General features: G+C 56.4%; 20 protein-coding genes. 11 read left to right on the top strand and 9 right to left on the bottom strand.

Annotation, left to right across the window (positions count from 1 at the left end):
* Positions 1–63 precede the first annotated feature (63 nt).
* Positions 64–3,510, bottom strand: coding sequence for a sensor domain-containing protein (locus EQV93_RS02610; RefSeq protein WP_146425471.1), 3,447 nt, complete (start codon positions 3,508–3,510; stop codon positions 64–66).
* Between the two features lie 280 nt (positions 3,511–3,790).
* Here EQV93_RS02610 and ettA point away from each other — a divergent pair, with 280 nt between their 5' ends.
* Positions 3,791–5,458: an energy-dependent translational throttle protein EttA gene (gene ettA / locus EQV93_RS02605; RefSeq protein ID WP_122785859.1), complete on the top strand. Its 1,668-nt coding sequence runs from the start codon at positions 3,791–3,793 to the stop codon at positions 5,456–5,458.
* A 383-nt stretch (positions 5,459–5,841) separates the two neighbouring features.
* Positions 5,842–7,179: an NADP-specific glutamate dehydrogenase gene (gdhA, locus tag EQV93_RS02600; RefSeq protein ID WP_122785858.1), complete on the top strand. Its 1,338-nt coding sequence runs from the start codon at positions 5,842–5,844 to the stop codon at positions 7,177–7,179.
* On the opposite strand, the gene EQV93_RS02595 is transcribed toward gdhA, so the two are convergent.
* The 3 genes from EQV93_RS02595 to EQV93_RS02585 form a co-directional block, all read right to left on the bottom strand.
* Positions 7,176–7,670 carry a GreA/GreB family elongation factor gene (locus tag EQV93_RS02595; protein ID WP_240890821.1) on the bottom strand — a complete coding sequence of 165 codons (495 nt, stop codon included), beginning with the start codon at positions 7,668–7,670 and terminating at the stop codon, positions 7,176–7,178. The two genes, gdhA and EQV93_RS02595, sit on opposite strands and share 4 nt — an antisense overlap.
* Before the next feature lie 130 nt (positions 7,671–7,800).
* Entirely contained in the window at positions 7,801–9,654 is a 1,854-nt protein-coding gene (locus EQV93_RS02590) for an Lnb N-terminal periplasmic domain-containing protein (RefSeq protein WP_240890820.1), read from the bottom strand.
* A gap of 75 nt (positions 9,655–9,729) precedes the next feature.
* Entirely contained in the window at positions 9,730–10,218 is a 489-nt protein-coding gene (locus EQV93_RS02585; RefSeq protein WP_122785855.1) for a DUF3015 domain-containing protein, read from the bottom strand.
* A 271-nt stretch (positions 10,219–10,489) separates the two neighbouring features.
* Between EQV93_RS02585 and EQV93_RS02580 the strand changes: the two genes are divergently transcribed.
* Both EQV93_RS02580 and EQV93_RS02575 read left to right on the top strand, forming a co-directional pair.
* Positions 10,490–12,931 (top strand): Lon protease family protein, encoded by a 2,442-nt coding sequence (locus tag EQV93_RS02580; RefSeq protein WP_146384349.1) that lies wholly within the window; start codon positions 10,490–10,492, stop codon positions 12,929–12,931.
* Positions 12,932–13,177: 246 nt separating this feature from the next.
* A complete protein-coding gene (locus EQV93_RS02575; RefSeq protein ID WP_122785853.1) occupies positions 13,178–13,495 on the top strand; it encodes a PA4575 family protein in 318 nt (105 codons plus the stop codon).
* On the opposite strand, the gene EQV93_RS02570 is transcribed toward EQV93_RS02575, so the two are convergent.
* Positions 13,492–15,324, bottom strand: a complete 1,833-nt coding sequence (locus tag EQV93_RS02570; RefSeq protein ID WP_122785852.1) for a hypothetical protein — start codon at positions 15,322–15,324, stop codon at positions 13,492–13,494. The genes EQV93_RS02575 and EQV93_RS02570 overlap by 4 nt on opposite strands.
* 141 nt (positions 15,325–15,465) lie before the next feature.
* Between EQV93_RS02570 and EQV93_RS02565 the strand changes: the two genes are divergently transcribed.
* Together EQV93_RS02565 and EQV93_RS02560 are read left to right on the top strand one after the other, a co-directional pair.
* Complete coding sequence (locus EQV93_RS02565; protein WP_122785851.1) at positions 15,466–15,954, top strand: TIGR00645 family protein; 489 nt, start codon at positions 15,466–15,468, stop codon at positions 15,952–15,954.
* A 147-nt stretch (positions 15,955–16,101) separates the two neighbouring features.
* Complete coding sequence (locus tag EQV93_RS02560; protein WP_122785850.1) at positions 16,102–16,719, top strand: FKBP-type peptidyl-prolyl cis-trans isomerase; 618 nt, start codon at positions 16,102–16,104, stop codon at positions 16,717–16,719.
* Positions 16,720–16,781: 62 nt separating this feature from the next.
* Here the strand turns inward: EQV93_RS02560 and EQV93_RS02555 are convergent, their stop codons facing one another.
* The 3 genes from EQV93_RS02555 to EQV93_RS02545 form a co-directional block, all read right to left on the bottom strand.
* Positions 16,782–17,054 carry a PA4570 family protein gene (locus EQV93_RS02555; protein ID WP_122785849.1) on the bottom strand — a complete coding sequence of 91 codons (273 nt, stop codon included), beginning with the start codon at positions 17,052–17,054 and terminating at the stop codon, positions 16,782–16,784.
* 189 nt (positions 17,055–17,243) lie between these two features.
* A complete protein-coding gene (locus EQV93_RS02550; protein ID WP_146384347.1) occupies positions 17,244–17,585 on the bottom strand; it encodes a zinc ribbon domain-containing protein YjdM in 342 nt (113 codons plus the stop codon).
* Positions 17,586–17,949: 364 nt separating this feature from the next.
* The gene (locus EQV93_RS02545) at positions 17,950–18,918 is read right to left on the bottom strand and encodes a polyprenyl synthetase family protein (RefSeq protein WP_122785847.1); all 969 of its coding nucleotides are present in this window, start codon (positions 18,916–18,918) and stop codon (positions 17,950–17,952) included.
* Between the two features lie 240 nt (positions 18,919–19,158).
* On the opposite strand from EQV93_RS02545, the gene rplU reads away from it, so the two are divergent.
* The 5 genes from rplU to EQV93_RS02520 all read left to right on the top strand — a co-directional run bounded on the left by rplU (position 19,159) and on the right by EQV93_RS02520 (position 22,925).
* The gene (rplU, locus tag EQV93_RS02540; protein ID WP_007901869.1) at positions 19,159–19,473 is read left to right on the top strand and encodes a 50S ribosomal protein L21; all 315 of its coding nucleotides are present in this window, start codon (positions 19,159–19,161) and stop codon (positions 19,471–19,473) included.
* Between the two features lie 34 nt (positions 19,474–19,507).
* Positions 19,508–19,783, top strand: a complete 276-nt coding sequence (rpmA, locus tag EQV93_RS02535) for a 50S ribosomal protein L27 (protein WP_003443913.1) — start codon at positions 19,508–19,510, stop codon at positions 19,781–19,783.
* A 197-nt stretch (positions 19,784–19,980) separates the two neighbouring features.
* The gene (gene cgtA, locus EQV93_RS02530) at positions 19,981–21,207 is read left to right on the top strand and encodes an Obg family GTPase CgtA (protein WP_122785846.1); all 1,227 of its coding nucleotides are present in this window, start codon (positions 19,981–19,983) and stop codon (positions 21,205–21,207) included.
* Between the two features lie 123 nt (positions 21,208–21,330).
* Entirely contained in the window at positions 21,331–22,449 is a 1,119-nt protein-coding gene (gene proB, locus EQV93_RS02525; RefSeq protein ID WP_240890895.1) for a glutamate 5-kinase, read from the top strand.
* A 14-nt stretch (positions 22,450–22,463) separates the two neighbouring features.
* Positions 22,464–22,925 carry a CreA family protein gene (locus EQV93_RS02520; RefSeq protein WP_122785845.1) on the top strand — a complete coding sequence of 154 codons (462 nt, stop codon included), beginning with the start codon at positions 22,464–22,466 and terminating at the stop codon, positions 22,923–22,925.
* A gap of 277 nt (positions 22,926–23,202) precedes the next feature.
* Here the strand turns inward: EQV93_RS02520 and rpsT are convergent, their stop codons facing one another.
* On the bottom strand, positions 23,203–23,481 hold the full coding sequence (gene rpsT, locus EQV93_RS02515; RefSeq protein WP_003443902.1) for a 30S ribosomal protein S20: 279 nt from the start codon (positions 23,479–23,481) through the stop codon (positions 23,203–23,205).
* Positions 23,482–23,608 lie beyond the last annotated feature (127 nt).

The raw sequence follows: 23,608 nt of genomic DNA, 5'->3' as shown, positions 1-23,608 counted from the left end.
CATTCTAACTCAATGGATTTTTTCTGACATATGAATGCGATTCATGGTGACGAGCTGCGAGCTTCACGCCGGTAGCTCGCGACTGGCGGCCGTTAGTTGCAAGGCTAACTGCTCGGCAGGCACCGGTCGGCCGAACAGATAACCCTGCACTTCATCGCAACCGTGCTCGCGCAAAAAATTCAACTGTTCGTGGGTCTCGACGCCCTCGGCGATCACCGACAGGTTCAGGCTGTGGGCCATCGCGATGATGGCCCGGGCAATTTGCGCATCTTGCTCGCCCAGCGGTAGGCCATCGACAAAGGTGCGGTCAATTTTCAACACATCAATCGGGAATTGTTTGAGGTAGTTGAGCGACGAGTAGCCCGTGCCAAAGTCATCGACGGCAATACTTAGCCCGAGGTTTTTGAGGCTATCCAGAATGTGCAGGGCTTCGCTGACTTCACGCATCAAGATGCTTTCGGTCAGCTCCAGCTCCAGACAGGCCGGGGGCAAACCGGTCATTTTTAGAATGTTGGCGATACGTGTGCCGAGCTGGCCATCGGAAAACTGACGGGCCGAAATATTGACCGACACTTTAGGTACACGCACTTTGGCCTGGTGCCAGTGCTTGAGCTGCCGGCAGGCTTCTGTCAGCACCCAGTCGCCGACTTCTACCACCAGCCCGAGCTCTTCGAGCACCGGGATAAAATCCCCTGGCGGCACTAGCCCGCGCCGAGGGTGATTCCAGCGCAGCAGCGCTTCAACGCCGGTCAGGCGTTTACCGTCGCCGCTGAATTGTGGCTGGTAATAGAGGATGAACTCTTGCAGGTCCAGCGCATGGCGCAAGTCGCTCTCAAGTTCGAGGCGCTCCAGCGCGCTGGCGTTCATGTCGGCCTGATAGAACTGGAAGTTGTTTTTACCGCGCTCCTTGGCGTGATACATCGCCGTGTCGGCGTTCTTCATCAGTTGGCTGAGTTCCTTGCCATCCTGAGGGCTCAGGGCGATACCGATGCTGGCCGTCACGAAGAACTCGCGGCTTTCCAGCACAAAGGGTTTCACCAGGCTGGCGAGAATTTCTTCGGCCACATGAACCGCCCGGTTCAGAGCGTGCTCACGGGTATTGCGCGGCTGTAAAAGCAGGGTGAATTCGTCTCCGCCCATCCGAGCCACGGTATCGTCGTCGCCGACACATGCCAGTAGGCGTATGGCCATGTCTTTGAGCATGCGGTCGCCTGCCGCGTGCCCCAGGGAATCATTGATGGGTTTGAAGCGGTCGAGATCGAGGAACATCAGCACCACCCACGATTTATTCCGGTCGCCTTGTTGCAGTGCGGTGTGCAGGCGATCTTGAAACAGTGTGCGGTTGGGCAGGTGGGTCAGCGCATCGTAATACGCCAGGCGATGGATGCGCTGCTCACTGGCCTTGCGTTCGCTGATATCGCTGAAGAAGCACACGTAACTGGCCAGGTCGCCTTCATTGTCCAGTACGGCGGTGATCCCGACCCACGCCGGGTAGTGCTCGCCATTGCGCCGTTTAAGCCACACCTCGCCTTCCCATGAGCGGTGCTGGCTGAGTTGTTTGAAGATGTAGCGCAAGTGTGTCTGCTGATGTTCGTCCACGGTGAGCATGGTGGGCAGTTGGTCGAGTACGTGTGACACGGCGTAACCGCTGACCCGGCTGAAGGCTTCGTTGGCTTGCACGATAAACCCGTCGGGGTCAGTGATCAGAATCGCCGAGGTCGAGTGTTCGAACACCGTGGCAGCCATGCGCAAGGATTCGCTGGCTTCTATCTGGTCGGTGATGTCTTTAGCCACTCCGATGATCCGTGTGACCTGATCGCGAGCGTTACGGGCCAGGGCCTGTTCGCGTATATCAAAGCGTCGCCACACACCCGTGCGATGGCGAAAGCGTAACTGGCACTGCAACAGTTGGCTGTAAGCGGTGGCGCGCTGCAAGATGCGCCGTTGCGCGTATCGTTCGGCATCCTCGGGGTGTAGCAGTATTTCCCAGAAGTAAGCGCCCATCTGGTGCAGCTCAGCATCGTTGTAGCCCAAGCTATAGCCCAGATGGTGATTACTGAAAATCATCATCTGGCTATTCACGTCTTGTACATACAAATGATCAGGCACGGTGCGCACAACTTCTGACCAGAAGCGTTCACGTTCTTGCAAGGACAGCTCAATGAGTTTGCGGCTGGTGATGTCCGTGATGCTCAGAATGACCGCGTGATAGTCCTGCTCGACCTCCGGAAGGCGCAGCACCAGCCATAAATGCTGATCTTCACCCTTGGCGTCACTCAGTTTGATTTCCAACTCAAGCTGTTGCTGCTGAGTAATCACGGTTTCGACCACTCGATAACCAATGGCAGCAGCGTTTTTCGGGCAACCGTTAATCAGTTTTAACCAGGCACCGTCTTCGGATCCGACCTGCAATAGATGCATGGCGACCTGATTCACTTCGGTGATGCGCAATTGCTCAAGCAATAACGGGTGGCGCTCAGGATTCTGGGTGAGCCAGCGCGTCAGAGCGTCGACGTTGTGTAATTTCTCGCGCTCCAGAAAACCTGGCAAGTTGGCCAGGTCGAGCACACAAAGCGCCACCCCGGTGCCTTCAAAAATATCGTGATAACGCCGGCGCCCCTCGTGTAACTGCCGTTGACGGCGGCGCATGTTCACCAGTGCGACAATCGGCAGCAATGAAAACAGCAAACCGAGCAGGCACTTTGCGATCAGTCCGGGCAAGAGGGCTTCAATGGTCTTCTGTTCGTTGAACAGCCCCCGTAGTTGCCAGTCGCTGTGGCTCAAGGGCTTTAATAGTACGGTGTCTTCTATGTCGGCCTGTGTCATGGCTGAGGAGGGACGAATGGTCGGGTCGCTGTGACTGAGCACTCGGCCCGTTTGGGTGTTTTCAATCAGCCATTGTGGACGTTTGGTTGCGGCTGTCTGGCGTGTCAGGTTTTGCAGCAAGTCGGGTGTCATGCGCAGCAGCCAGTAACCTCTGGCCGGGCCAATGGGGTGGTTCAGCAATAAATAAGAAAGGCTGCCATCACGGTTACTGGCGTAGTAGTAACCATCGGTGCGCTGGATGGGCTGGCGGTGTTTGATCCAGTCTTCGAGGTAGGCGGCATCGGGGCTGATGCCAGTGCTGTCGATCAGCACTTTTGCGTCGGGGCTTAACCAAGCAAGGCTATGCAGGGACGGTAAGGATTGGCGCAGCCGATTGACCAGGGCTTGTTGCTGGCGCGAGGTGGTTGGCTGCTCGTACTGGGGTAACTGGTTCAGCGCGATTTCGGCTCTGAGGGCCATATTCAAGCTGATGTTGTCCGCCAGGTCGGCGCTGTAATTGATGCTCCATTGCCGCTCTTGCTGAAGGGTTTCCTGATATTGCTCAATTAACAACCAGAACAACATGCCCAGCAAGAATAGAACCAGCGTCGCCAGTGCCCCTTTGAGCGTGCCGCGCACAGGCGTGCCAGTGCGTTGGCCTGGTTTGGGTGCGCGAGTGGACGTTGACGCGTTGACGTTGGGCAAACTGTGATCCTGCGGTTTGGCTGTATGGCTATAAGCCTACGCCCAGAGGACGCCTAGCATGCCTTGGGTTGTGGCAAAGTGCCAGCTCTGTGGCGCCGGTTGGTTTGCCCTGATCAGCGCATTCAGGTAGCTTTGCCGGTTACGCGGGAGCATTCGATCTCCTACACTTAGGCTTTTTGTGCGAGCAGGTATTGATTTCGATCAGTCCCTGACTGACTGCTATGGCCTGATCCGGGCGTAGCTCGCGCTTTATTCATCAGTCACAGACGCTAGGTTCTCCATGGCCCAATACGTTTTCACCATGCATCGGTTGAGCAAAGTTGTTCCGCCGAAGCGGGAAATCCTGAAAAATATCTCCCTGTCGTTTTTCCCGGGCGCCAAGATCGGCGTACTCGGTTTGAACGGTTCGGGTAAATCCACCCTGTTGAAAATCATGGCTGGCGTTGATACCGAGTTTGACGGTGAAGCCCGTCCAATGCCGGACCTGAACATAGGCTATCTGCCACAAGAACCGCAACTGGATCCAAGCAAAACCGTTCGCGAAGTGGTTGAAGAAGCCGTTAGCGTGATCAAGGATGCCCAAGCGCGTCTGGATCAGGTGTATGCCGAATACGCGGACCCGGATGCCGACTTCGACAAGCTGGCTGCTGAACAGGCCAAGCTCGAAGCCATTCTGCAAGCCAGTGACGGTCATAACCTTGAGCGCCAGCTCGAAGTCGCTGCCGATGCACTGCGCCTGCCGGCCTGGGATGCCAAGGTCGAGCACCTGTCGGGTGGTGAAAAACGCCGTGTAGCCCTGTGCCGCCTGTTGCTGTCGGCCCCGGACATGCTGCTGCTCGACGAACCAACCAACCACCTGGATGCTGATTCGGTGGCTTGGCTGGAGCACTTCCTGCACGACTTCCCGGGCACTGTGGTTGCGATTACGCACGACCGTTACTTCCTGGACAACGTGGCGGGCTGGATTCTGGAACTCGACCGCGGTGCGGGCATTCCTTACGAAGGCAACTACTCGGGTTGGCTTGAAGCCAAGTCCGATCGTCTGGCGGCCGAATCCAAACAGCAGTCGGCCCATGAAAAGGCCATGAAAGACGAGCTGGAGTGGGTCCGTAAAGGGGCCAAGGCGCGTCAGTCCAAGTCCAAGGCACGTCTGCAACGCTTCGAAGAACTGCAATCGCAGGAATTCCAGAAGCGTAGCGAAACCAACGAAATCTACATCCCGGCCGGTCCGCGCCTGGGTGACAAGGTTATTGAGTTCAAAAACGTCTCCAAGGGTTACGGCGATCGCGTGCTGATCGACAACCTGTCGTTCGCGATGCCTAAAGGCGCCATTGTTGGCGTGATCGGCGGTAACGGTGCGGGTAAATCGACCCTGTTCCGCATGCTGATGGGCAAAGAGCAGCCGGATTCGGGCAGCATCGAAATTGGCGACACCGTGCAACTGGCGTGTGTTGACCAGAGCCGTGACGACCTGGATGGCAGCAAAACGGTATTCCAGGCCATTTCCGATGGTTCTGATGTGATCCGCATTGGCAACTATGAAATTCCGTCGCGTACCTATGTCGGTCGTTTCAACTTCAAAGGCGGCGATCAGCAGAAGTTCGTCAAGGACTTGTCCGGTGGTGAGCGTGGTCGCTTGCACCTGGCTCTGACCTTGAAAGAGGGCGCCAACGTGTTGCTGCTCGACGAACCGTCCAACGACCTTGACGTTGAGACCTTGCGTTCGCTGGAAGAAGCGCTGCTGGACTTCCCGGGCGCCGCCATTGTGATCTCTCACGATCGGTGGTTCCTTGACCGCGTCGCGACTCACATCCTGGCGTACGAAGACGACTCGCAAGCGGTCTTCTTTGAAGGCAACTACACCGAGTACGAAGCTGATCGTAAAAAGCGCCTCGGCGAAGCGGCCACCTTGCCGCACCGCGTGCGTCACAAAAAACTGGCCCAGTAAGGGCGGTTGCAACACAAGACGGCGCCTTCGGGCGCCGTTTTTTTTGGTGTGCGGACTTCAATTCGTAGCCGCAGCCGAAGGCTGTGTCCGGCGGCGAAGCCGTCGTAAAGGCGGTGTGACATTAAACATGCAGAGACGAATCCTACGATCGCTTCGCAATCGGACGCAGCCTCGCAGCTGCTACGGTTCGGTTTTCAATGGTGCAAAAGTGCGTACAAGAAGCCATTTTTTGGTGCGCAAAACCCTTTGAAATCGGTTCTATTTATATAAAAGCACCATTTAAATTCAGAACTGCGACATTTTGCGCTGTCGCGGTGCGACATGAATTGATAAAGTTCTGGCCAATCGCCTTCTAACGACAACAAATTTGCCGAGACTTTTCCATGATCGAATCCGTCGACCACTTCCTTGCCCGCCTGAAAAAACGTGACCCGGACCAACCGGAATTCCACCAGGCTGTGGAAGAAGTCCTGCGCAGCCTTTGGCCTTTTCTTGAAGCCAACCCTCATTACCTGACCTCCGGCATTCTTGAGCGCATCTGTGAGCCCGAGCGTGCCATCGTGTTCCGTGTCTCGTGGGTCGACGACGAAGGCAAAGTGCGGGTCAATCGCGGTTTCCGTATTCAGATGAACAGTGCCATTGGCCCGTACAAAGGTGGATTGCGCTTCCACCCCTCGGTCAATTTAGGTGTTCTGAAGTTTCTGGCCTTTGAACAAACCTTCAAAAACTCCCTGACCTCGTTGCCTATGGGCGGCGGCAAGGGTGGATCGGACTTCAACCCTAAAGGCAAAAGCGACGCCGAAGTCATGCGGTTTTGTCAGGCATTCATGAGTGAGCTGTACCGCCATATCGGTTCGGATGTGGACGTGCCCGCGGGTGATATCGGCGTGGGCGCACGGGAAATCGGCTTTATGTTCGGCCAATACAAGCGTCTGAGTAATCAATTTACCTCGGTGCTGACCGGCAAAGGCATGAGCTACGGGGGCAGTTTGATCCGTCCGGAAGCCACCGGTTTTGGCTGTGTGTACTTCGCTCAGGAAATGCTCAAGCGCAGCGGTCAGCGTATTGACGGCAAGCGGGTCGCCATCTCCGGTTCCGGTAACGTTGCGCAGTACGCGGCACGTAAGGTGATGGATCTGGGCGGTAAAGTGATTTCGCTGTCTGATTCCGAAGGCACGCTGTACTGCGAAGCGGGTTTGAGCGAAGAGCAGTGGGAAGCGCTGATGGAGCTCAAAAACGTCAAGCGTGGCCGCATCAGCGAGCTGGCGACACAGTTTGGTCTGGAGTTCCTGGCCGGCCAGCACCCGTGGAGTCTGGTGTGCGACATAGCCCTGCCTTGCGCGACCCAGAACGAACTGGACGCCGAGGCGGCGCGCACGCTATTGCGCAATGGCTGCGTGTGCGTGGCTGAAGGGGCGAACATGCCGACCACCCTTGAGGCTGTCGATCTGTTTATTGAAGCGGGTACTTTGTTTGCGCCGGGCAAGGCTTCAAATGCCGGTGGGGTAGCCGTGAGCGGCCTGGAAATGTCGCAGAACGCCATGCGCTTACTGTGGACGGCAGGCGAGGTGGACAGCAAGTTACACAACATCATGCAGTCCATTCACCATGCGTGCGTGCACTACGGTGAAGAAAACGGCCGCATCAACTACGTCAAAGGCGCCAACATTGCCGGTTTCGTCAAAGTGGCCGATGCCATGCTGGCTCAAGGCGTGGTTTAAGCCGGTTCAATCTTGATGATTTCGACCTGCACATTCCCGGCAGGTCGAACCCACAACACCTCATCGCCCAGCTGTGTCTTGAGCAGGGCTCGCCCCAGCGGCGAGCCCCAGTTGATCAGCCCGTTGCGTGTATCGGCCTGATCCTCGCCTACCAATTGCACCCGCTGCTCAACGCCGTGTTCATCGGCAAATGTCACCCAACTGCCAATCTGCACCTCCTGCGTAGATGTCGCGGGAGCAATGACGCGGGCGGTGTTTAACCGCTGATTGAAGTAGCGCAAGTCGCGTTCAAGCTCGGCTATTCGCTGTTTATCGGCCTGCTCGCCGCGTGCGGTTTCGTCACTGTGCTGGCGCTGTAACTCGCTGACCCTGGCCTGCATCTGGGCCAGCCCTTCAGCGGTCACCAGGTTGGGCTGATCGCTGACGTGGCGCTCAATGGGCGTATTGGCCTGATCGGCAGCGTTGTCTTCATTTACAAATGCGCGGCTCATAGGGATTTTCCTTGTGGCTACAAGGTTCAGAGCACGGCTGAGTGTGCGGGTTCAATTCCTTTTGAGTGACACACCGATGCGTCCAGTCTGCGACCGCTTCGCGCTCGGTCGCAGCCTTCGGCAGCGATTACTAGTAGTGATACCACTTCACTTCCAGCATCACTTCGTTGATGGGGGAGGTGAGCTTGCTGAACTCTCGTTGAGCACTCAAGCGCACTCCCAGATTACGAGACACTTCCCACTGTTGATTCAAACTGAGGCTACGGCGGATTTCTCCATTGGCGAAGTAGTCACCCTTGGCCTCAAGGCTCAGATTACCCACCGGGTTACGCCACAGCACACCGGTATTAAAACCGGCAGCGGGTGATACGAAGGCCGCGAAGTCATTGTTGTGTTCTATCCGCACAGTCCCCAGCGCAAAGCCGAGCATGTCTTCACCCAATTGCCAGGTGCCGCCCGCGCCGCCGTTGACATGACTCACCAGATTTTCGTCGCCGTGCTTGCCCAGTACCCGTTCTAGCCCGCCGCCGACTTGCCATGACCACGGCTTAAGCAGCTCGTTACGCGGCGTCAGGGAGCGGATATTGGCCAGATCCAGCTGCTGGACTTGCCATTTATTACCTTCGTACTGGCGCAGTTTGAGTTGCAGAATTTCAATCTGCGCCCCCAGCGGGAAGCCCGGCGCGTTGTCGTTCAGGTCGTGATAGGCCATGCGCAAGCCGTACTCGGCAAACGCTTTGTCGTCGCGGCTACCGGCACCTAATTGCCAGGTGCGCGACTCGTGGCCGTTTTCAGGTAATTCAGGTTTCTCGACCTTTAGTTCGGGCGCAGGGTTCTGGTTGATCGCTCGCAGCAGTTCAAAGCTGCGTTGCGAACGCCCGGCATCGCGCTCAAGGCCATTGGCACGATAGCGTTCAAGGCGATACGCCGCGTCAATAATCAACGCCTGGCGTTCTTTGGGCAGCGCCTTGAAAGCCGGATTCTGCAGCTGCGCCTGATCGGCGCTGACCTGCAGTACCCATTGCTGTTCTTGCGGATCGAGCACCTTGGCCCGATCCAGCAGTTCACGCTCGCGGGATGGCCGGTATTCAATGCTTTCTACCAGCCCGGCTTCCTTGACGGCTTTCACTGTGTCGGTGGGGATTGCGGTCAGCGGGAACTGGGTGGTCAGTTGCAAGCCGGGACGCGCAACTTGCAGCAGCTCCAGCAGGCGGTATGAGCAGTTTTCGTCAAAGAAAAAGTAGTCAAACTGAACCTGTTTAAGCTCCCACACATGTTCAACCATGCGTTGGGTTTCTTCGGGTGCCAGGTTCAGGCGGTATTCCCACAGGTCACGGTTTTCCAGACTGCGGTATTCCGAAAGCTTTTCCTGATACGGCACCAGTGCGAACAGGCCGGGATAGCCGCCGGCCAAGCCCTTCCAGGCATACAGGATGCTGTTGTCAGAGCCTTCAATGTAAGCGCCAAAGTTGATCGCATAGCTGAGCAGCGCCGTCTTGTTGCTCTGTACGTCAGCCTGGTCGATCCGCAACAAGGTATGGCCAAACATGGAGGACGGGCTGTTCAGGTACGCGGCCGGGAAAATCATCACCGTGCTGTGGGGCGCCACGTCTTTGAACCATTGAGTGAACTCTGCGCAATCGGCCTTGGGCAGGTCGGTCAGGTTCAGTTGGGCTTTGAGCCAGCGAGTTCGTGCCGGGTAGACACATTGTGGGTGTTTATCGCCCAGGCTCAGGGGGGTATACAACGCCTCGACGGTGGCGCGTAGTTCTGCGTCCGGATGATGAGCACCGTCAGGGGCGAGAAAAAATTTGTCATCGCTGACATAGCTGCGCCAACCACTGAGCTTGCCAGCCTCGTAATGACCCAAAGAAATCCAGAATGGATCATTGGCCAGTTGTTGCACACGTTGATTGTCGAGCTGGGGAGAGGCATACAGCGGGGCGCAGGCACAGAGCGCCAGATAGGCAAGGCGTTTGAGCATGTTCGGCAACTGTTGTCAGACGAAGAGAGGTGTCGCGACACAATACCCGCTCCCGAAGGAGCGGGCAGGCCTCATTTACGCAGCTGTTGCGTACTTGGACAGGCGTGCGTCACTTTTCAGCACGGCCAGGGTGTTGTTGTGAATATCTTCCGCAGTTACATCAGCTTTGCTGAAGATTTGTTGGAAGTGTTCGTGGGTAACGGCTGCAAAATGCTCGCGATCTTCAGGTGCGACACCCAGAACCACCGCATAGGTCGTCAGTGCTTCGCCATTGCCTTTGGCCATGTCTTCGGACAGCTCGTTCATCATGCCATTCATGGCAATCCACGATTTGCCGCCGTAGGTCAGGGCGTCTTTGGTGGTACAGCCGTTGGTGCCGGAGGTCATGCCGAAGGTGGCGTTACCGGAAGTGCCGTTGGTAGTGGATGCCAGGAAGTGGGCAGGTGTACCGCGCTGACCTTCAAACAACATGTTGCCCCAACCGCAGTTCGGGCCACCGGGCGCTTGCGCCATGGCATTGAGGGATACAACGGTAAAGAGAGTACCAAGAAGAATCCGTTTCATAAGCTGAGATCTCTATGTGTATGCAACCAATGGACAAGGGGTTCTGGCTCATTGCGCCAGTACGGGTCGGTTATTACTCCAGCCGCGTAACATGTAGGAGTCTAGGCACGATCGTAGGGTTCCGTGATTTTTTGTAAAACAATCGTGGCTTGAGCACATTTTCGTCCCGTAAATACGGGGGGGTAAGATTTCACGCGATGTGTGCCTTGCCAGTCGTGCATGGCCAGCGCCAGAATGCCTGCATCTGCCCCGCCCGATGTAAGGAAGCCCGATGCCTGATTCTGTTGCTGCCAGCTTGCGTCTAGCGCCTGACGCGCTAACCCGTCCGTTCTCCGCTGAACAGTTCAGCTTCTCGACCACCAATGATTTGGAGCCCTTTCGCGGCATTCTCGGCCAGGAGCGTGCGGTCGAAGCCCTGCAGTTTGGCGTGGCCATGCCGCGCCCCGGTTACAACGTGTTTGTGATGGGCGAGCCCGGGACTGGGCGTTTTTCGTTTGTTAAACGCTACCTCAAAGCTGAAGGCAAGCGGCTCAAGTCACCCAGCGACTGGGTGTACGTCAACAATTTCGATGACCCTCGCGAGCCGCGAGCACTGGAACTGCCGGCCAGCACGGCGGGCGCGTTTATCGGTGATATCAATGGCCTGATCGACAACTTGCTGGCAACGTTCCCGGCGGTGTTTGAGCACCCGACGTACCAACAGCGCAAAAGCGCGATTGATCGCGGCTTCAACCAGCGCTACGACCGTGCCCTTGATGTGATCGAGCGCTTGGCACTGGAAAAAGGCGTGGCGTTATACCGCGACAGCAGCAACGTCGCGTTTACGCCCATGAGTGACGGCAAGGCGTTGGACGAAGCCGAGTTCTCGCAGTTGCCGGAGGAAGAGCGCGAGCGCTTCCACGAAGATATATCTGCACTTGAGGAGCGTCTCAACGAAGAGCTGGCCAGCCTGCCGCAGTGGAAGCGAGAGTCGAACAACCAGCTGCGTCAGTTGAACGAAGAAACGATCACCTTGGCGTTGCAACCCTTGTTGGCACCTCTGTCGCAAAAGTACGCCGAAAATGCTGAAGTGTGCGGCTATTTGCAGGCGATGCAGGTGTATCTGCTTAAAACTGTGGTCGAGCAGCTGGTCGATGACAGCAAGACCGATGCTCAAGCGCGCAAGTTGCTTGAGGAGCAATACCTGCCGAGTCTGGTGGTTGGCCAACCCATGAGTGGTGGCGCGCCGGTGGTGTTTGAACCGCACCCGACTTACGACAATTTGTTTGGCCGTATTGAATACAGCACCGACCAAGGCGCGCTGTACACCACGTATCGACAGCTGCGTCCGGGGGCGTTGCACCGTGCGAACGGTGGCTTTTTGATCCTTGAAGCCGAGAAGATGCTGAGCGAACCCTATGTGTGGGATGCGCTGAAGCGGGCCTTGCAATCGCGCAAACTGAAAATGGAGTCGCCGCTGGGTGAAATGGGACGTCTGGCCACCATTACCCTGAGCCCGCAAGTGATTCCCTTGCAGGTCAAAGTCATCATCATTGGTGCTCGCCAGTTGTATTACACGCTGCAAGACCTTGATCCGGACTTCCAGGAGATGTTCCGGGTGTTGGTGGACTTCGATGAAGATATTCCGATGGTCGACGAGAGCCTTGAACAGTTCGCTCAGCTGTTGACCACACGCACTTGCGAAGAAGGCATGGCGCCGCTGACGGCTGATGCCGTGGCGCGACTGGCCACCTACAGCGCCCGTCTGGCCGAGCATCAGGGGCGTTTATCAGCCCGTATCGGCGACTTGTTTCAGTTGGTCAGCGAGGCGGATTTTATCCGTCACCTGGCCAACGATGAAATGACCGACGCGGGGCATATCGAACGTGCGTTGAAGGCCAAGGCCACGCGTACCGGGCGCGTGTCTGCACGGATTCTCGATGACATGCTGGCCGGGATCATTCTGATCGACACCGATGGCGCTGCGGTCGGCAAGTGCAATGGCTTGACTGTACTTGAGGTGGGCGATTCAGCGTTTGGCGTGCCGGCGCGCATTTCCGCCACGGTGTATCCGGGCGGCAGCGGTATTGTCGATATTGAGCGCGAGGTAAACCTGGGGCAGCCGATTCACTCCAAGGGCGTAATGATTCTGACCGGGTATCTGGGCAGCCGTTATGCACAGGAGTTCCCGCTGGCGATCTCGGCGAGTATTGCGCTGGAACAGTCCTACGGTTACGTCGATGGCGACAGTGCGTCACTGGGCGAGGCTTGCACGCTGATCTCGGCGCTCTCGAAAACGCCGCTCAAGCAGTGTTTTGCAATTACGGGGTCGATCAACCAGTTTGGTGAAGTCCAAGCGGTAGGCGGAGTTAACGAGAAAATCGAAGGCTTCTTCCGACTGTGTGAAGCGCGCGGTCTTACGGGGGAGCAGGGCGCGATCATCCCGCAAGCCAACGTGGCCACCTTGATGCTGGACGAGAAGGTGCTGCAAGCCGTGCGTGATGGCAAGTTCCACGTGTACGCCGTGCGTCAGGCGGATGAAGCCTTGAGTCTGCTGGTGGGTGAGCCTGCGGGTGAGCCCGATGCCGAAGGGCAATTCCCTGAAGGCAGCGTCAATGCCCGGGTGGTTGAGCGTTTGCGGGTAATTGCCGAGATGATCAGTGACGAAGACCTCAAAGAGGCCGAGAAAGAGCTGATTGCTGAAACCTTGGCGGCGAAGCAAAAGCCCGCTTAAAAGCCCCTCACCCTAGCCCTCTCCCAGAGGGAGAGGGGACTTGTGCAGCGCCACTAATCAGCCCCCTCTCCCTCTGGGAGAGGGTTGGGGTGAGGGTGTTGGGCGCTCACCTGCCTTCCGTTGGTCACGACATTCTCACCTGTCAGATATTTCTTCTATGCTCACCTCAAGGACCTCCACTGTAGTCAGCGGAATGATGCAGCCCGTTTTGAGCGGCTGATACAGGATCTACCGAGGGTCGCCGCCATGTCGCGCAACCTTTGCCTTACACGCCAATGCTTTGGCTTGGTTACCCGTATTGAATGCAGCGTTCGCCCGCTGGCAGGCAATAACGGGATGTGGACACTGCTCTTTGCCGCAGGCCTGGCAGGCGAGCAACCGACCACGATCAAAGCCCAAGGCCCTTTTCCCGGCCCGTTCGCGGCTGAATCTACCCTTGACTCCATCGTCGAAAGCCTGACGCTGCATGGTTATCAAGTGGCCAATGACCCGCAAATCTGGTGCCTGCATGTGCAGGCCCAGTTGCGCGAGATCAATGGCGGGCGGGCTCACTCGTTCAGTTAGCGGGGGGCTGTCGTATCCGGGACTTTGGCCAGTTTGACTTCAAATCCGTATTCGACGGGGTTCAGCGCTGTGCGGCTGTAGCTCTCAATCAAAGTCGGCTGCCCATAAAAGTAATGCACGTCAAATAAGGCAGGGCCATCCGGTTCTGCGCTATGGCTGACGGCCAGTACTTCTTTCAGGTAGTTGCCGGTGTCGTCCTTGGCGTAAAAGCGCCAGGCTTCCGCCGGAAACAGTTTTTGATCAACGACCAGTGCATTGCCTTTGAGCTCAAGACCTTTGGGCAACTGCGCGGTATTGAAGGCGTGTTTGTCGATGGAGGCGATAAACAGTGGCATTGAACCCACCGCATACGCCGGTGTTTCGGGGAACAGGTTGAGGTCGTAGGTGATGACCCCTGTGTGCGGGTCGACATCAAACGCTTCGACAGGCAGTTCGAGCGGCTCGCTACGTTGGCCGTGCTCATCCTCTGCGAAGAAGGTGACAGGCGCCTCAGAAGTGTCTGGCAGTACGCCCAGCAACTCATCATTGAATGTCGGCGGGTGACTGAACTCAATCGTTGCCGCGCTGGCGTCTTCAACGGATTGACTGATGATCACACTCTTGGTCAATTGCTGCGGCTCAAGTGCCGAACCCTTCAGGTAGTTGGCGGCCTGATCGTCATACACCACGACGGATAACGGCAGAGATTGAATATCCTTGCTCACCACTGTCTTGTCGAGGTTGCGCACTGGCAAGTCAATGGTTTTGCGCGTGACATTGGCGGTGGAAAAGTCGAGCACGCTGATATCGAGGTTCTCAACTGGGCCGTTGAAATACACCTTGCTGTAGTGATGCGGGTGTTCGGCCTCAAAGGCTTTTTGCTCGTCATCCAACTGCTGGCCAAATGCGTCGCTCCATGCGGTTTGCTTTAGCATTTCATCCAGTTGCTGTTGATAAAACGCCAGTTGCTCGGCGTTTTCATTGATGGACCCGGCGCGTGACAGAAATTGCCCCGTGTGGTCGCGGGCCTGAATGATTAGAGGGTTGAGCGGCGTGTCGCGGACTTCAGCGGCCAGCGGTGCGCTGTTGATGATGTCGACTTCAGCGACATTTTTATCCAGCGACAGCAGGGTCACGCTGATCGTGCCGTCGGTACGGGTTTTGCCCACGTCTTCGCGTGTCAGTTTGAAATTAACCACGTTGCCGGGGGCGATCACCTCGACTTTGCCGTGCAGCATCAGGGGCTGCGGCTGTTGCGCGTTCGCAGTTTCTACCCCGTCGACATAGGGGTAGGTGATGGTGAGGTCGTCAGGGTTGCTCAAATTGGCACTGGAAGGGCTGAGTTGGATGCCTGGGTCGGTTTCAGACCACTCGGGCTGGAAGGGCACCACGTGTTTATTGCTCAGGGTTACGGACTGCCATTCCAGTGCATGGGGGAACGGGAACTCGGCATTGCTATTGGCCGGGAACGGAAAGACTGGCTCCAGATCGGTCAAATAATCAGAGCTGGAGTTTTTGCGCAGCACAAACAGGCCGTTGATATAGGTGTCGGTTAGGGCCTGGCTGTCAGGGTAATGCTTGAGCAGCGCGAGATCGTCGTTGCCGTATTCGGTTTCGAAGGGCTTGTCTTGCAGCTTGATGCGCGCGCGTTCCAATAGCAGCAGCGAGCCGCCTAGGTCTGCAACGGCGTCTTTGAGCTGCTGATCCTGAATCGAATCGAGGGTCTTTTCGAACGCTGCGTTTCTGTCTTCCAGGCTGGCCTGCTGAGGTTTATCGTCCGGCGAGCAGCCGCCCGTGATGAGCAACGCTATTGAAAGCCCGAGACAACCCAAGGGGAATCGCAGATCCATTGTTCAGTTCCTGTGCGTAACGATGCCGAAGGGATGGACACTAGCAGAAAATGTTTTTACCGGCTGTTTCGAAGGCTTTATCTCTGTGCTTTTGTCACTGATATACTCGCGCCCATTTTTTTTAATACCCAGTGAGATTCAATGGAACGCTTTATCGAAAACGCAATGTACGCCTCCCGCTGGATTCTGGCGCCGATTTACTTTGGCCTGTCTCTGGGCTTGCTGGCTTTGGCATTGAAGTTCTTTCAGGAAGTGTTTCACGTCATTCCCAACGTGTTTGCATTATCTGAATCGGACTTGATCCTGGTCATCCTGTCGTTGATTGATATGGCGCTGGTGGGCGGTTTGCTGGTGATGGTGATGATTTCGGGTTATGAGAACTTTGTCTCGCAGCTGGACATCGACGAGCACAAGGAAAAGCTTAGCTGGTTAGGCACGATGGACTCGACGTCGCTGAAGATGAAAGTCGCCGCGTCAATTGTGGCCATTTCGTCTATCCACCTGCTGCGGGTGTTTATGGACGCGCGCAATATCGAAACTCAGTACCTGATGTGGTACGTGATCATTCACATGACCTTTGTGGTGTCAGCCTTTGCGATGGGTTATCTGGATAAGCTGACCAAGCATTAACCTGTGTGCAAACGCGCCTTACAAGAAGCTGGGCTTCGATGGCTTTGGGGCCTGTGATAGTCTGCTCGCCCTTTTTTGGATTCTGGCGCCTGGGAAGTGCCTGTTGAGAAACAGGTTTTCTTATGCGCCCTACAGCGGAGCAGTGTTATGTCCGAAGTAAATCTGTCGACCGACGAAACCCGCGTTAGCTACGGCATTGGCCGCCAGCTGGGCGATCAACTGCGCGACAACCCACCACCTGGCGTAAGCCTGGATGCAATTCTGGCTGGTCTGACTGATGCTTTCGCTGGCAAGGAAAGCCGTGTAGGTCAGGAAGAAATGTCGGCCAGCTTCAAAGTGATCCGCGAGATCATGCAAGCTGAAGCGGCTGCCAAGGCAGAAGCGGCAGCTGGCGAAGGCAAGGCTTTCCTGGCTGAAAATGCCAAGAAAGACGGCATCACCACCTTGGCTTCGGGTCTGCAATTTGAAGTCGTGACAACAGGTGAAGGCGCCAAGCCATCCCGTGAAGACACCGTGCGTGTTCACTACCACGGCACCCTGATCGACGGCACTGTCTTTGACAGCTCCTACGATCGTGGTCAGCCAGCCGAGTTTCCGGTGGGTGGCGTGATTGCAGGTTGGACCGAAGCCCTGCAACTGATGAATGCCGGCAGCAAATGGCGCATCTACGTGCCGAGCGAACTGGCTTACGGCGCTCAAGGCGTTGGCAGCATTGCTCCGCACAGCGTGCTGGTATTCGACGTTGAGTTGCTGGAAGTTCTGTAAGAACCCGGCGTTTTGACGTTGGCTGCGGGTTTGCTGGCAAACCCGCAGCTACACCGGGCGTTTCATATTTCGATCTTGGCGTGATGTTCGTGCGTCTCGCTCACGCCAGCAGGGCGCAATGCCCGGGCGTAGCAAAACAGAAATAGATTGCGCACCAACTCTTTGAGCACCCCCGGCTCGTTTGAGTTAAGGCCATTGAAATCAAGATCCCCTTGATCCTGAAGTTCGTTCAGGGCTTCTTCTTCCAGTACCGCACAGACTTCTCCGGTTTCCCTATGCAGGATTCGCAGGTACGGATGTGGGCGGTCCAGCCAGGCATCAATCAAATACGTCATGGTCGTCATCTCCTTGGTTAATACCAATGAGAATAATTCTTATTCAGTTAATAGCAAGTGCCTATTGGCGGATTTCTGATCTTTATGCGTTGCAACTGCTGCGGATCAAAGTTGCTGGCTTTTTGATATTGCGGGAGTGGGGAGGGTGGTGCACCTTCCTGCGCAGGAGCAGGAAGGCGTGCAGCAGAGTCAGACTTTTCGTACGAACTCGGACTTGAGTTTCATCGGGCCGATACCGTCGATCTTGCAGTCAATATCGTGGTCACCGTCGCACAAGCGGATGTTTTTAACCTTGGTGCCGACTTTAACCACCAGTGAAGTGCCCTTGATTTTCAGGTCTTTGATCACGGTAATGGTGTCGCCATCGGTCAGCACAGTGCCTGCGGAGTCTTTGTAGACTTTTACGTCATCAGCCGCTTCAGCGTCGCCAGTGGCAGACCATTCGTGGGCGCATTCCGGGCATATCAGCTGTGCGCCATCTTCGTAGGTGTATTCGGAGTTGCATTTTGGGCAGGGTGGCAACGTGCTCACTAAAGCTCCTTAAGCGTCAGGTCGGCTAAAAGGCGCGCATTGTATAGGGTTTTATCGGCGAAGGCGAAAACCCTCACCCTAGCCCTCTCCCAGAGGGAGAGGGGACTGACCGGGCGCGAACTTAAGATCACCGACAATCAACGCCTCCCCCGGAGGGAGAGGGGACTGACCGGGTGCGAACTTAAGATCACCGACAATCAGCTCCTCCCCCGAAGGGATAGGGTACTGACCGCACGCGAACTTAAGATCACCGACAATCAGCTCCTCCCCCGAAGGGAGAGGGGACTGACCGGGTGCGAACTTAAGATCACCGACAATCAGCTCCCTCTCCCTCCGGGAGAGGGTTGGGGTGAGGGGCTAAGGATCAGTGCGTACGTGCGACCGCAAATTCGCTCAGCTCAACCAGCGCATCGCGGTATTCGCTCGGCGGCAGGGCTTCGAGGCACACAATGGCGCGGGCAACGAAGTCGCGGGCCAACTGGGCGGTGTAGTCCAGGGAGCCAGAGGCTTCAACGGCCTCACGAATGCTTTCAAGGTCTTCAATGCCACCTTTCTGGATGGCTTTGCGAACCAGGGCCGCCTGTTCAGGCGTGCCTTCGCGCATGGTGTAGATCAGTGGCAGCGTCGGTTTGCCTTCTGCAAGGTCGTCACCGACGTTCTTGCCCAAGGACTCCGCGTCGCCCCGGTAGTCGAGCAAGTCGTCGACCAACTGGAACGCGACGCCAAGATGATCGCCGAACGTGCGCAGCGCTTCACTTTGCTCAGGGGTTGCACCGGCCAGCGCCGCAGCACTGTGGGTCGAAGCCTCGAAAAGCATTGCGGTTTTACCGCGAATGACTTCCATGTAGGTTTCTTCGGTGGTGCTGGCGTCTCGTACCTTGGACAGTTGCAGTACTTCGCCTTCGGCAATGATGCGGGTGGCTTGCGACAGGATTTTCATCACCGGCATCGAGCCCAGCTCAACCATCATTTCGAAAGAACGAGAGTACAGAAAGTCGCCGACCAGTACGCTGGGTGCATTGCCCCAGGTAGCATTGGCAGTTTTGCGGCCTCGGCGCATGCCGGACATGTCCACAACGTCGTCGTGAAGCAAGGTGGCGGTGTGCAGGAACTCAATGGTGGCGGCCAGCAGGCGCAAGTCATCGCCTTCGCGACCCAGGGCCTTGCCACACAGCAACACTAATAAAGGACGCAAACGCTTGCCGCCGGCCGAAGTAATGTAGTCGCCGATTTTTGAGACCAGCGGTACGCGTGAAGTCAGCTGCTTCTTGATGATGCCGTCGACGGCGCTAAAATCGTCCGCCACCGCGCGGTAGAAAGCTTGGGGTTGCATCAGCGACAGGTGCTCCAGAAGGGTTGCGCGGCATGCTAGGTCGGGGGGCTGGGCGTGTCAAGGCGGATGGACGGCCCCTTGCAAGCCAGACCTGCCTTGCGTACAATCGCGCACCCTGAACTTCCTGGGCAGCACCTGCCTTACGCAATTGCATCTGGGCCGTTCCAGCCCCATGCAGCCATGCCAGCCAATACCTTTACCTATAAAGCGCTGGGTGAGCAGGATTATCGGAGAAATACCATGTCGTACGCAGTAATCGTTACTGGTGGCAAGCAGTACAAAGTAGCTCCAGGTGAATACCTGAAGATCGAAAAACTGGAAATCGCTACCGGCGAATCCGTAACTTTTGATCGCGTTCTGTTGGTTGCCAATGGCGACGACGTAAATATCGGCGCTCCAGTTGTACCTGGCGCCACTGTTGTGGCTGAAGTGATCTCCCAAGGTCGTCACGATAAAGTCCGCATCATCAAGTTCCGTCGTCGTAAGCACCACATGAAGCGTATGGGCCACCGCCAGTGGTACACCGAGATCAAAATCACCGGTATTCAGGCTTAATTTCAGCCTAATTCCTCACTAGGAGAATTGACTCATGGCACACAAAAAAGCTGGTGGTAGTACCCGTAACGGTCGCGACTCAGAAGCCAAACGCCTTGGCGTGAAGATGTATGGCGGCCAGGCTATCATCCCGGGCAACATCATCGTGCGTCAGCGCGGCACCCAATTCCACGCTGGCTACGGCGTTGGTATGGGCAAAGATCACACCCTGTTCGCGAAAGTGGAAGGCGTGATCAAGTTCCAGGTTAAAGGCGCCTTCGGTCGTCGCTATGTAAGCATCGTTCCGAAGACAGCAGTCGTCGCAGCGTAATAGCTTGGTAGCTGGAAGAGCCCTGTCTTGCGACGGGGCTTTTTCGTTTGTGGGGTGAGTCTCTTGCAAAACTGTTTGTATGGGCTGCTGGCGCTGGATTTAACGGACGTTGATTGAGGTCGCTGCGCTCATTTTTGCAAGAGTCTTATGTCTTGGTTTTAATCGGCTCGTCCTGATGACGAGAGGCGCGTTTTGTTATGAAGTTTGTTGATGAAGTATCGATCAAAGTAAAAGCAGGCGACGGCGGTAACGGTTGCATGAGTTTCCGTCGCGAGAAATTCATCGAAAACGGTGGTCCTAACGGTGGTGATGGGGGTGATGGCGGCTCGATCTATATGGTCGCCGACGAAAACCTGAACACCTTGGTTGACTACCGTTATACCCGTCACTTCGATGCTCAGCGTGGCTCCAATGGCGGCAGCGCGGATTGCACCGGTCGTAAAGGCGAAGACTTGGAGCTGCGTGTTCCGGTCGGCACGACGGTGATCGATGCGGGCACTCAAGAAATCATCGGCGACCTGACCAAGGCGGGTCAGCGTTTGATGGTGGTGCACGGCGGTTGGCACGGTCTGGGTAACACGCGCTTCAAGTCCAGTACTAACCGCGCTCCGCGTCAAACCACGCCGGGCAAGCCGGGTGAGCAGCGTGACCTGAAACTGGAATTGAAAGTACTGGCTGACGTCGGTTTGCTGGGCTTGCCGAATGCCGGCAAAAGTACCTTCATCCGTTCGGTGTCTGCGGCCAAGCCAAAAGTGGCGGATTATCCGTTCACCACCCTGGTGCCAAACCTGGGTGTGGTCAGTGTCGATCGCTGGAAAAGCTTCGTAATTGCCGATATTCCGGGCTTGATCGAGGGGGCGTCCGATGGCGCGGGCCTGGGGATTCGCTTCCTTAAGCACTTGGCGCGTACGCGTCTGTTGTTGCACCTCGTCGACATGGCGCCGGTTGAAGGCACTGAAAGTGCTGCCGATACCGCTGAAGTCATCGTTAACGAGCTGACCAAATTCAGCCCGTCGCTGGCTGAGCGTGATCGCTGGCTGATACTGAACAAGTGCGATTCGTTGCCGCAAGAAGAGCACGACGCTCGCGTCAAAGAGGTCGTTGATCGTCTTGAGTGGACTGGCCCTGTGTACGTGATTTCGGCGATTGCCAAGATCGGTACTGAAAAGCTGTGCCACGACATCATGCGTTACCTGGAAGATCGTGCTGATCGTCTGGCCAATGATCCGGCTTACAAGGCTGAGTTGGCAGATCTTGATCAGCGCATCGAAGACGAGGCGCGTGCTCAGTTGCAGGCTCTGGACGATAAGCGTGCCCTGCGTCGCAGCGGCGTGAAGAGCGTTCACGACATCGGTGAAGATGACTGGGACGAAGAGGATGTTGATGACGAAGATGGTCCGGAAATCATTTACGTCCGCGACTGATTTGTTGCAGTAAACTACAGCGCCGCTCAATTGAGCGGCGTTTTAGCATCTGTGGTACAGAGGTCAAAATAATTCCATGGGCAGCGCTCGGTCGCGCTGCTCTCAGGCATAGGTTGAGTGATGATGCGGAGCAAGGTGACGGGTGCGCAACGTTGGGTCGTGAAGATCGGCAGCGCATTACTGACGGCAGATGGCAAGGGTCTGGATCGCGCAGCAATGGGTGTCTGGGTCGAGCAAATGGTCGCCCTGCACGAGGCAGGCGTGGAGTTGGTGCTGGTTTCCTCCGGTGCGGTGGCGGCGGGCATGAGTCGCTTGGGCTGGACGGTACGACCGAGTGCCATGCATGAGTTGCAGGCCGCTGCTGCCATTGGCCAGATGGGGCTGGTGCAGGCTTGGGAGTCGAGTTTTGCCGAGCACTCACGGCATACCGCGCAAATTCTGCTGACCCATGATGACTTGTCTGACCGCAAGCGCTATCTGAACGCGCGAAGCACCTTGCGTGCCCTGGTTGAGTTGGGTGTGATCCCGGTCATCAATGAAAATGACACGGTCGTTACCGACGAGATTCGTTTTGGTGATAACGACACGCTGGCTGCACTGGTCGCCAATCTGGTCGAAGCGGATTTGCTGGTTATTTTGACCGATCGCGACGGCATGTTTGATGCGGATCCGCGTAATAATCCCGATGCAAAAATGATTTACGAGGCGCGTGCCGACGACCCTGCGCTTGATGCTGTGGCCGGTGGCACGGGCGGTGCGCTGGGTCGTGGCGGAATGCAGACCAAGTTGCGTGCTGCGCGACTGGCTGCGCGTTCGGGCGCGCACACCATTATTGTCGGTGGCAGGCTGGAGCGGGTGCTGGATCGGCTCAAGGCTGGCGAGCGCATAGGTACCTTGCTATCCCCTGAGCGCGGTCTGTTGGCTGCACGCAAACAGTGGCTGGCTGGGCATTTACAGACGCGTGGCACGCTGGTGCTGGATGACGGTGCTGTCGCTGCTTTGTCCAAGGGCAATAAAAGTTTGTTGCCGGTGGGCGTGAAGGCGGTGCAGGGCGGTTTTCGCCGGGGCGAGATGGTGGTCTGTGTAGCGGCCGACGGGCGAGAAATCGCGCGTGGGCTGGCCAACTACAGCGCGTCGGAAGCGCAAAAAATAATTGGGCTGCCGTCAGATGCGATTGTCGGTGTGCTGGGGTATATGGCAGAGCCGGAACTGGTTCATCGCGATAACCTGATTCTGGTTTGATTTTGAGGTGTGGGATGCGCTTGATTGGCGGGCTGTTGGGTTTGATGTTGATGATGCCGTTAATGGCATCGGCGGAAGAAATTGGCTCGGTGTCGACGGTCTTCAAATTGGTTGGGCCCAATGACCGCATTGTGGTCGAGGCATTCGATGATCCCAAGGTTGAAGGCGTGACCTGCTACCTCTCGCGTGCCAAAACAGGCGGTATGAAAGGTGGTTTGGGCTTGGCTGAGGATCGTGCTGAAGCGTCTATTGCTTGTCGTCAAACGGGGCCTATCAGCTTCAAGGGCGAACTTAAAGATGGCGAGGAAGTGTTCAAGGAGCGGACATCGCTGGTGTTCAAGACCATGCAGGTCGTGCGCTTCCTCGACAAGAAGCGCAATACCCTGGTTTATCTTGTGTACAGCGATCGCTTGATCGAAGGTAGCCCGCAGAATGCGGTGACGGCCATTCCGATTCTGCCGTGGCCTCAGGGCTAAAGCGCTTAAATAAAAAAACCGCGTATATCGCGGTTTTTTATTGCCTGCCTCTCCCTGGTTTTGTAGCAGCTGAGGAGCGCAGCGAGGCTGCGTTCGAGCGCGAAGCGGTCGCAAATTCTGCGGGTGCGTTCAGGCTGGATGCTCGCAATCTCATGGTTTACGACGGCTTTGCCGTCGCTCGCAGCCTTGCTGCGCTCCTCAGCAACTACAGGATCGAGATCAATTCTGAGGCAATAAAAAACCGACCCTAGGGTCGGTTTTTTAAAAAGCTTATCGCTTAAGCGGCAGTCGCAAGGTTCAACGCCTTGACGTGGCCATTCAGGCGGCTCTTATGGCGAGCAGCTTTGTTCTTGTGGATGATGCCTTTATCGGCCATACGGTCGATAACAGGAACAGCCAGAACATAAGCAGCTTGCGCTTTAGCAGCGTCTTTTGCGTCGATGGCTTTAACTACATTCTTGATGTAGGTACGAACCATGGAACGCAGGCTGGCGTTGTGGCTGCGACGCTTCTCAGCCTGTTTTGCACGTTTTTTGGCGGAAGGTGTGTTGGCCACCGTCGAGCTCCTCGAAAGACTTTTGGGAAATAACAAACAAAATAGGCCGCGAATCATGCCGATGACGACAACTCTTGTCAAGGGCGATTGATAAGATCCGCTGAGTGGTGGATCGAGGGAGACGGGA

The organism is Pseudomonas sp. TMW22091, assembly GCF_022496705.1.
GTDB lineage: Bacteria > Pseudomonadota > Gammaproteobacteria > Pseudomonadales > Pseudomonadaceae > Aquipseudomonas > Aquipseudomonas saxonica.
Note: the sequence above shows the minus strand (reverse complement) of the source record. Positions and strands in the feature narration are given on the sequence as shown.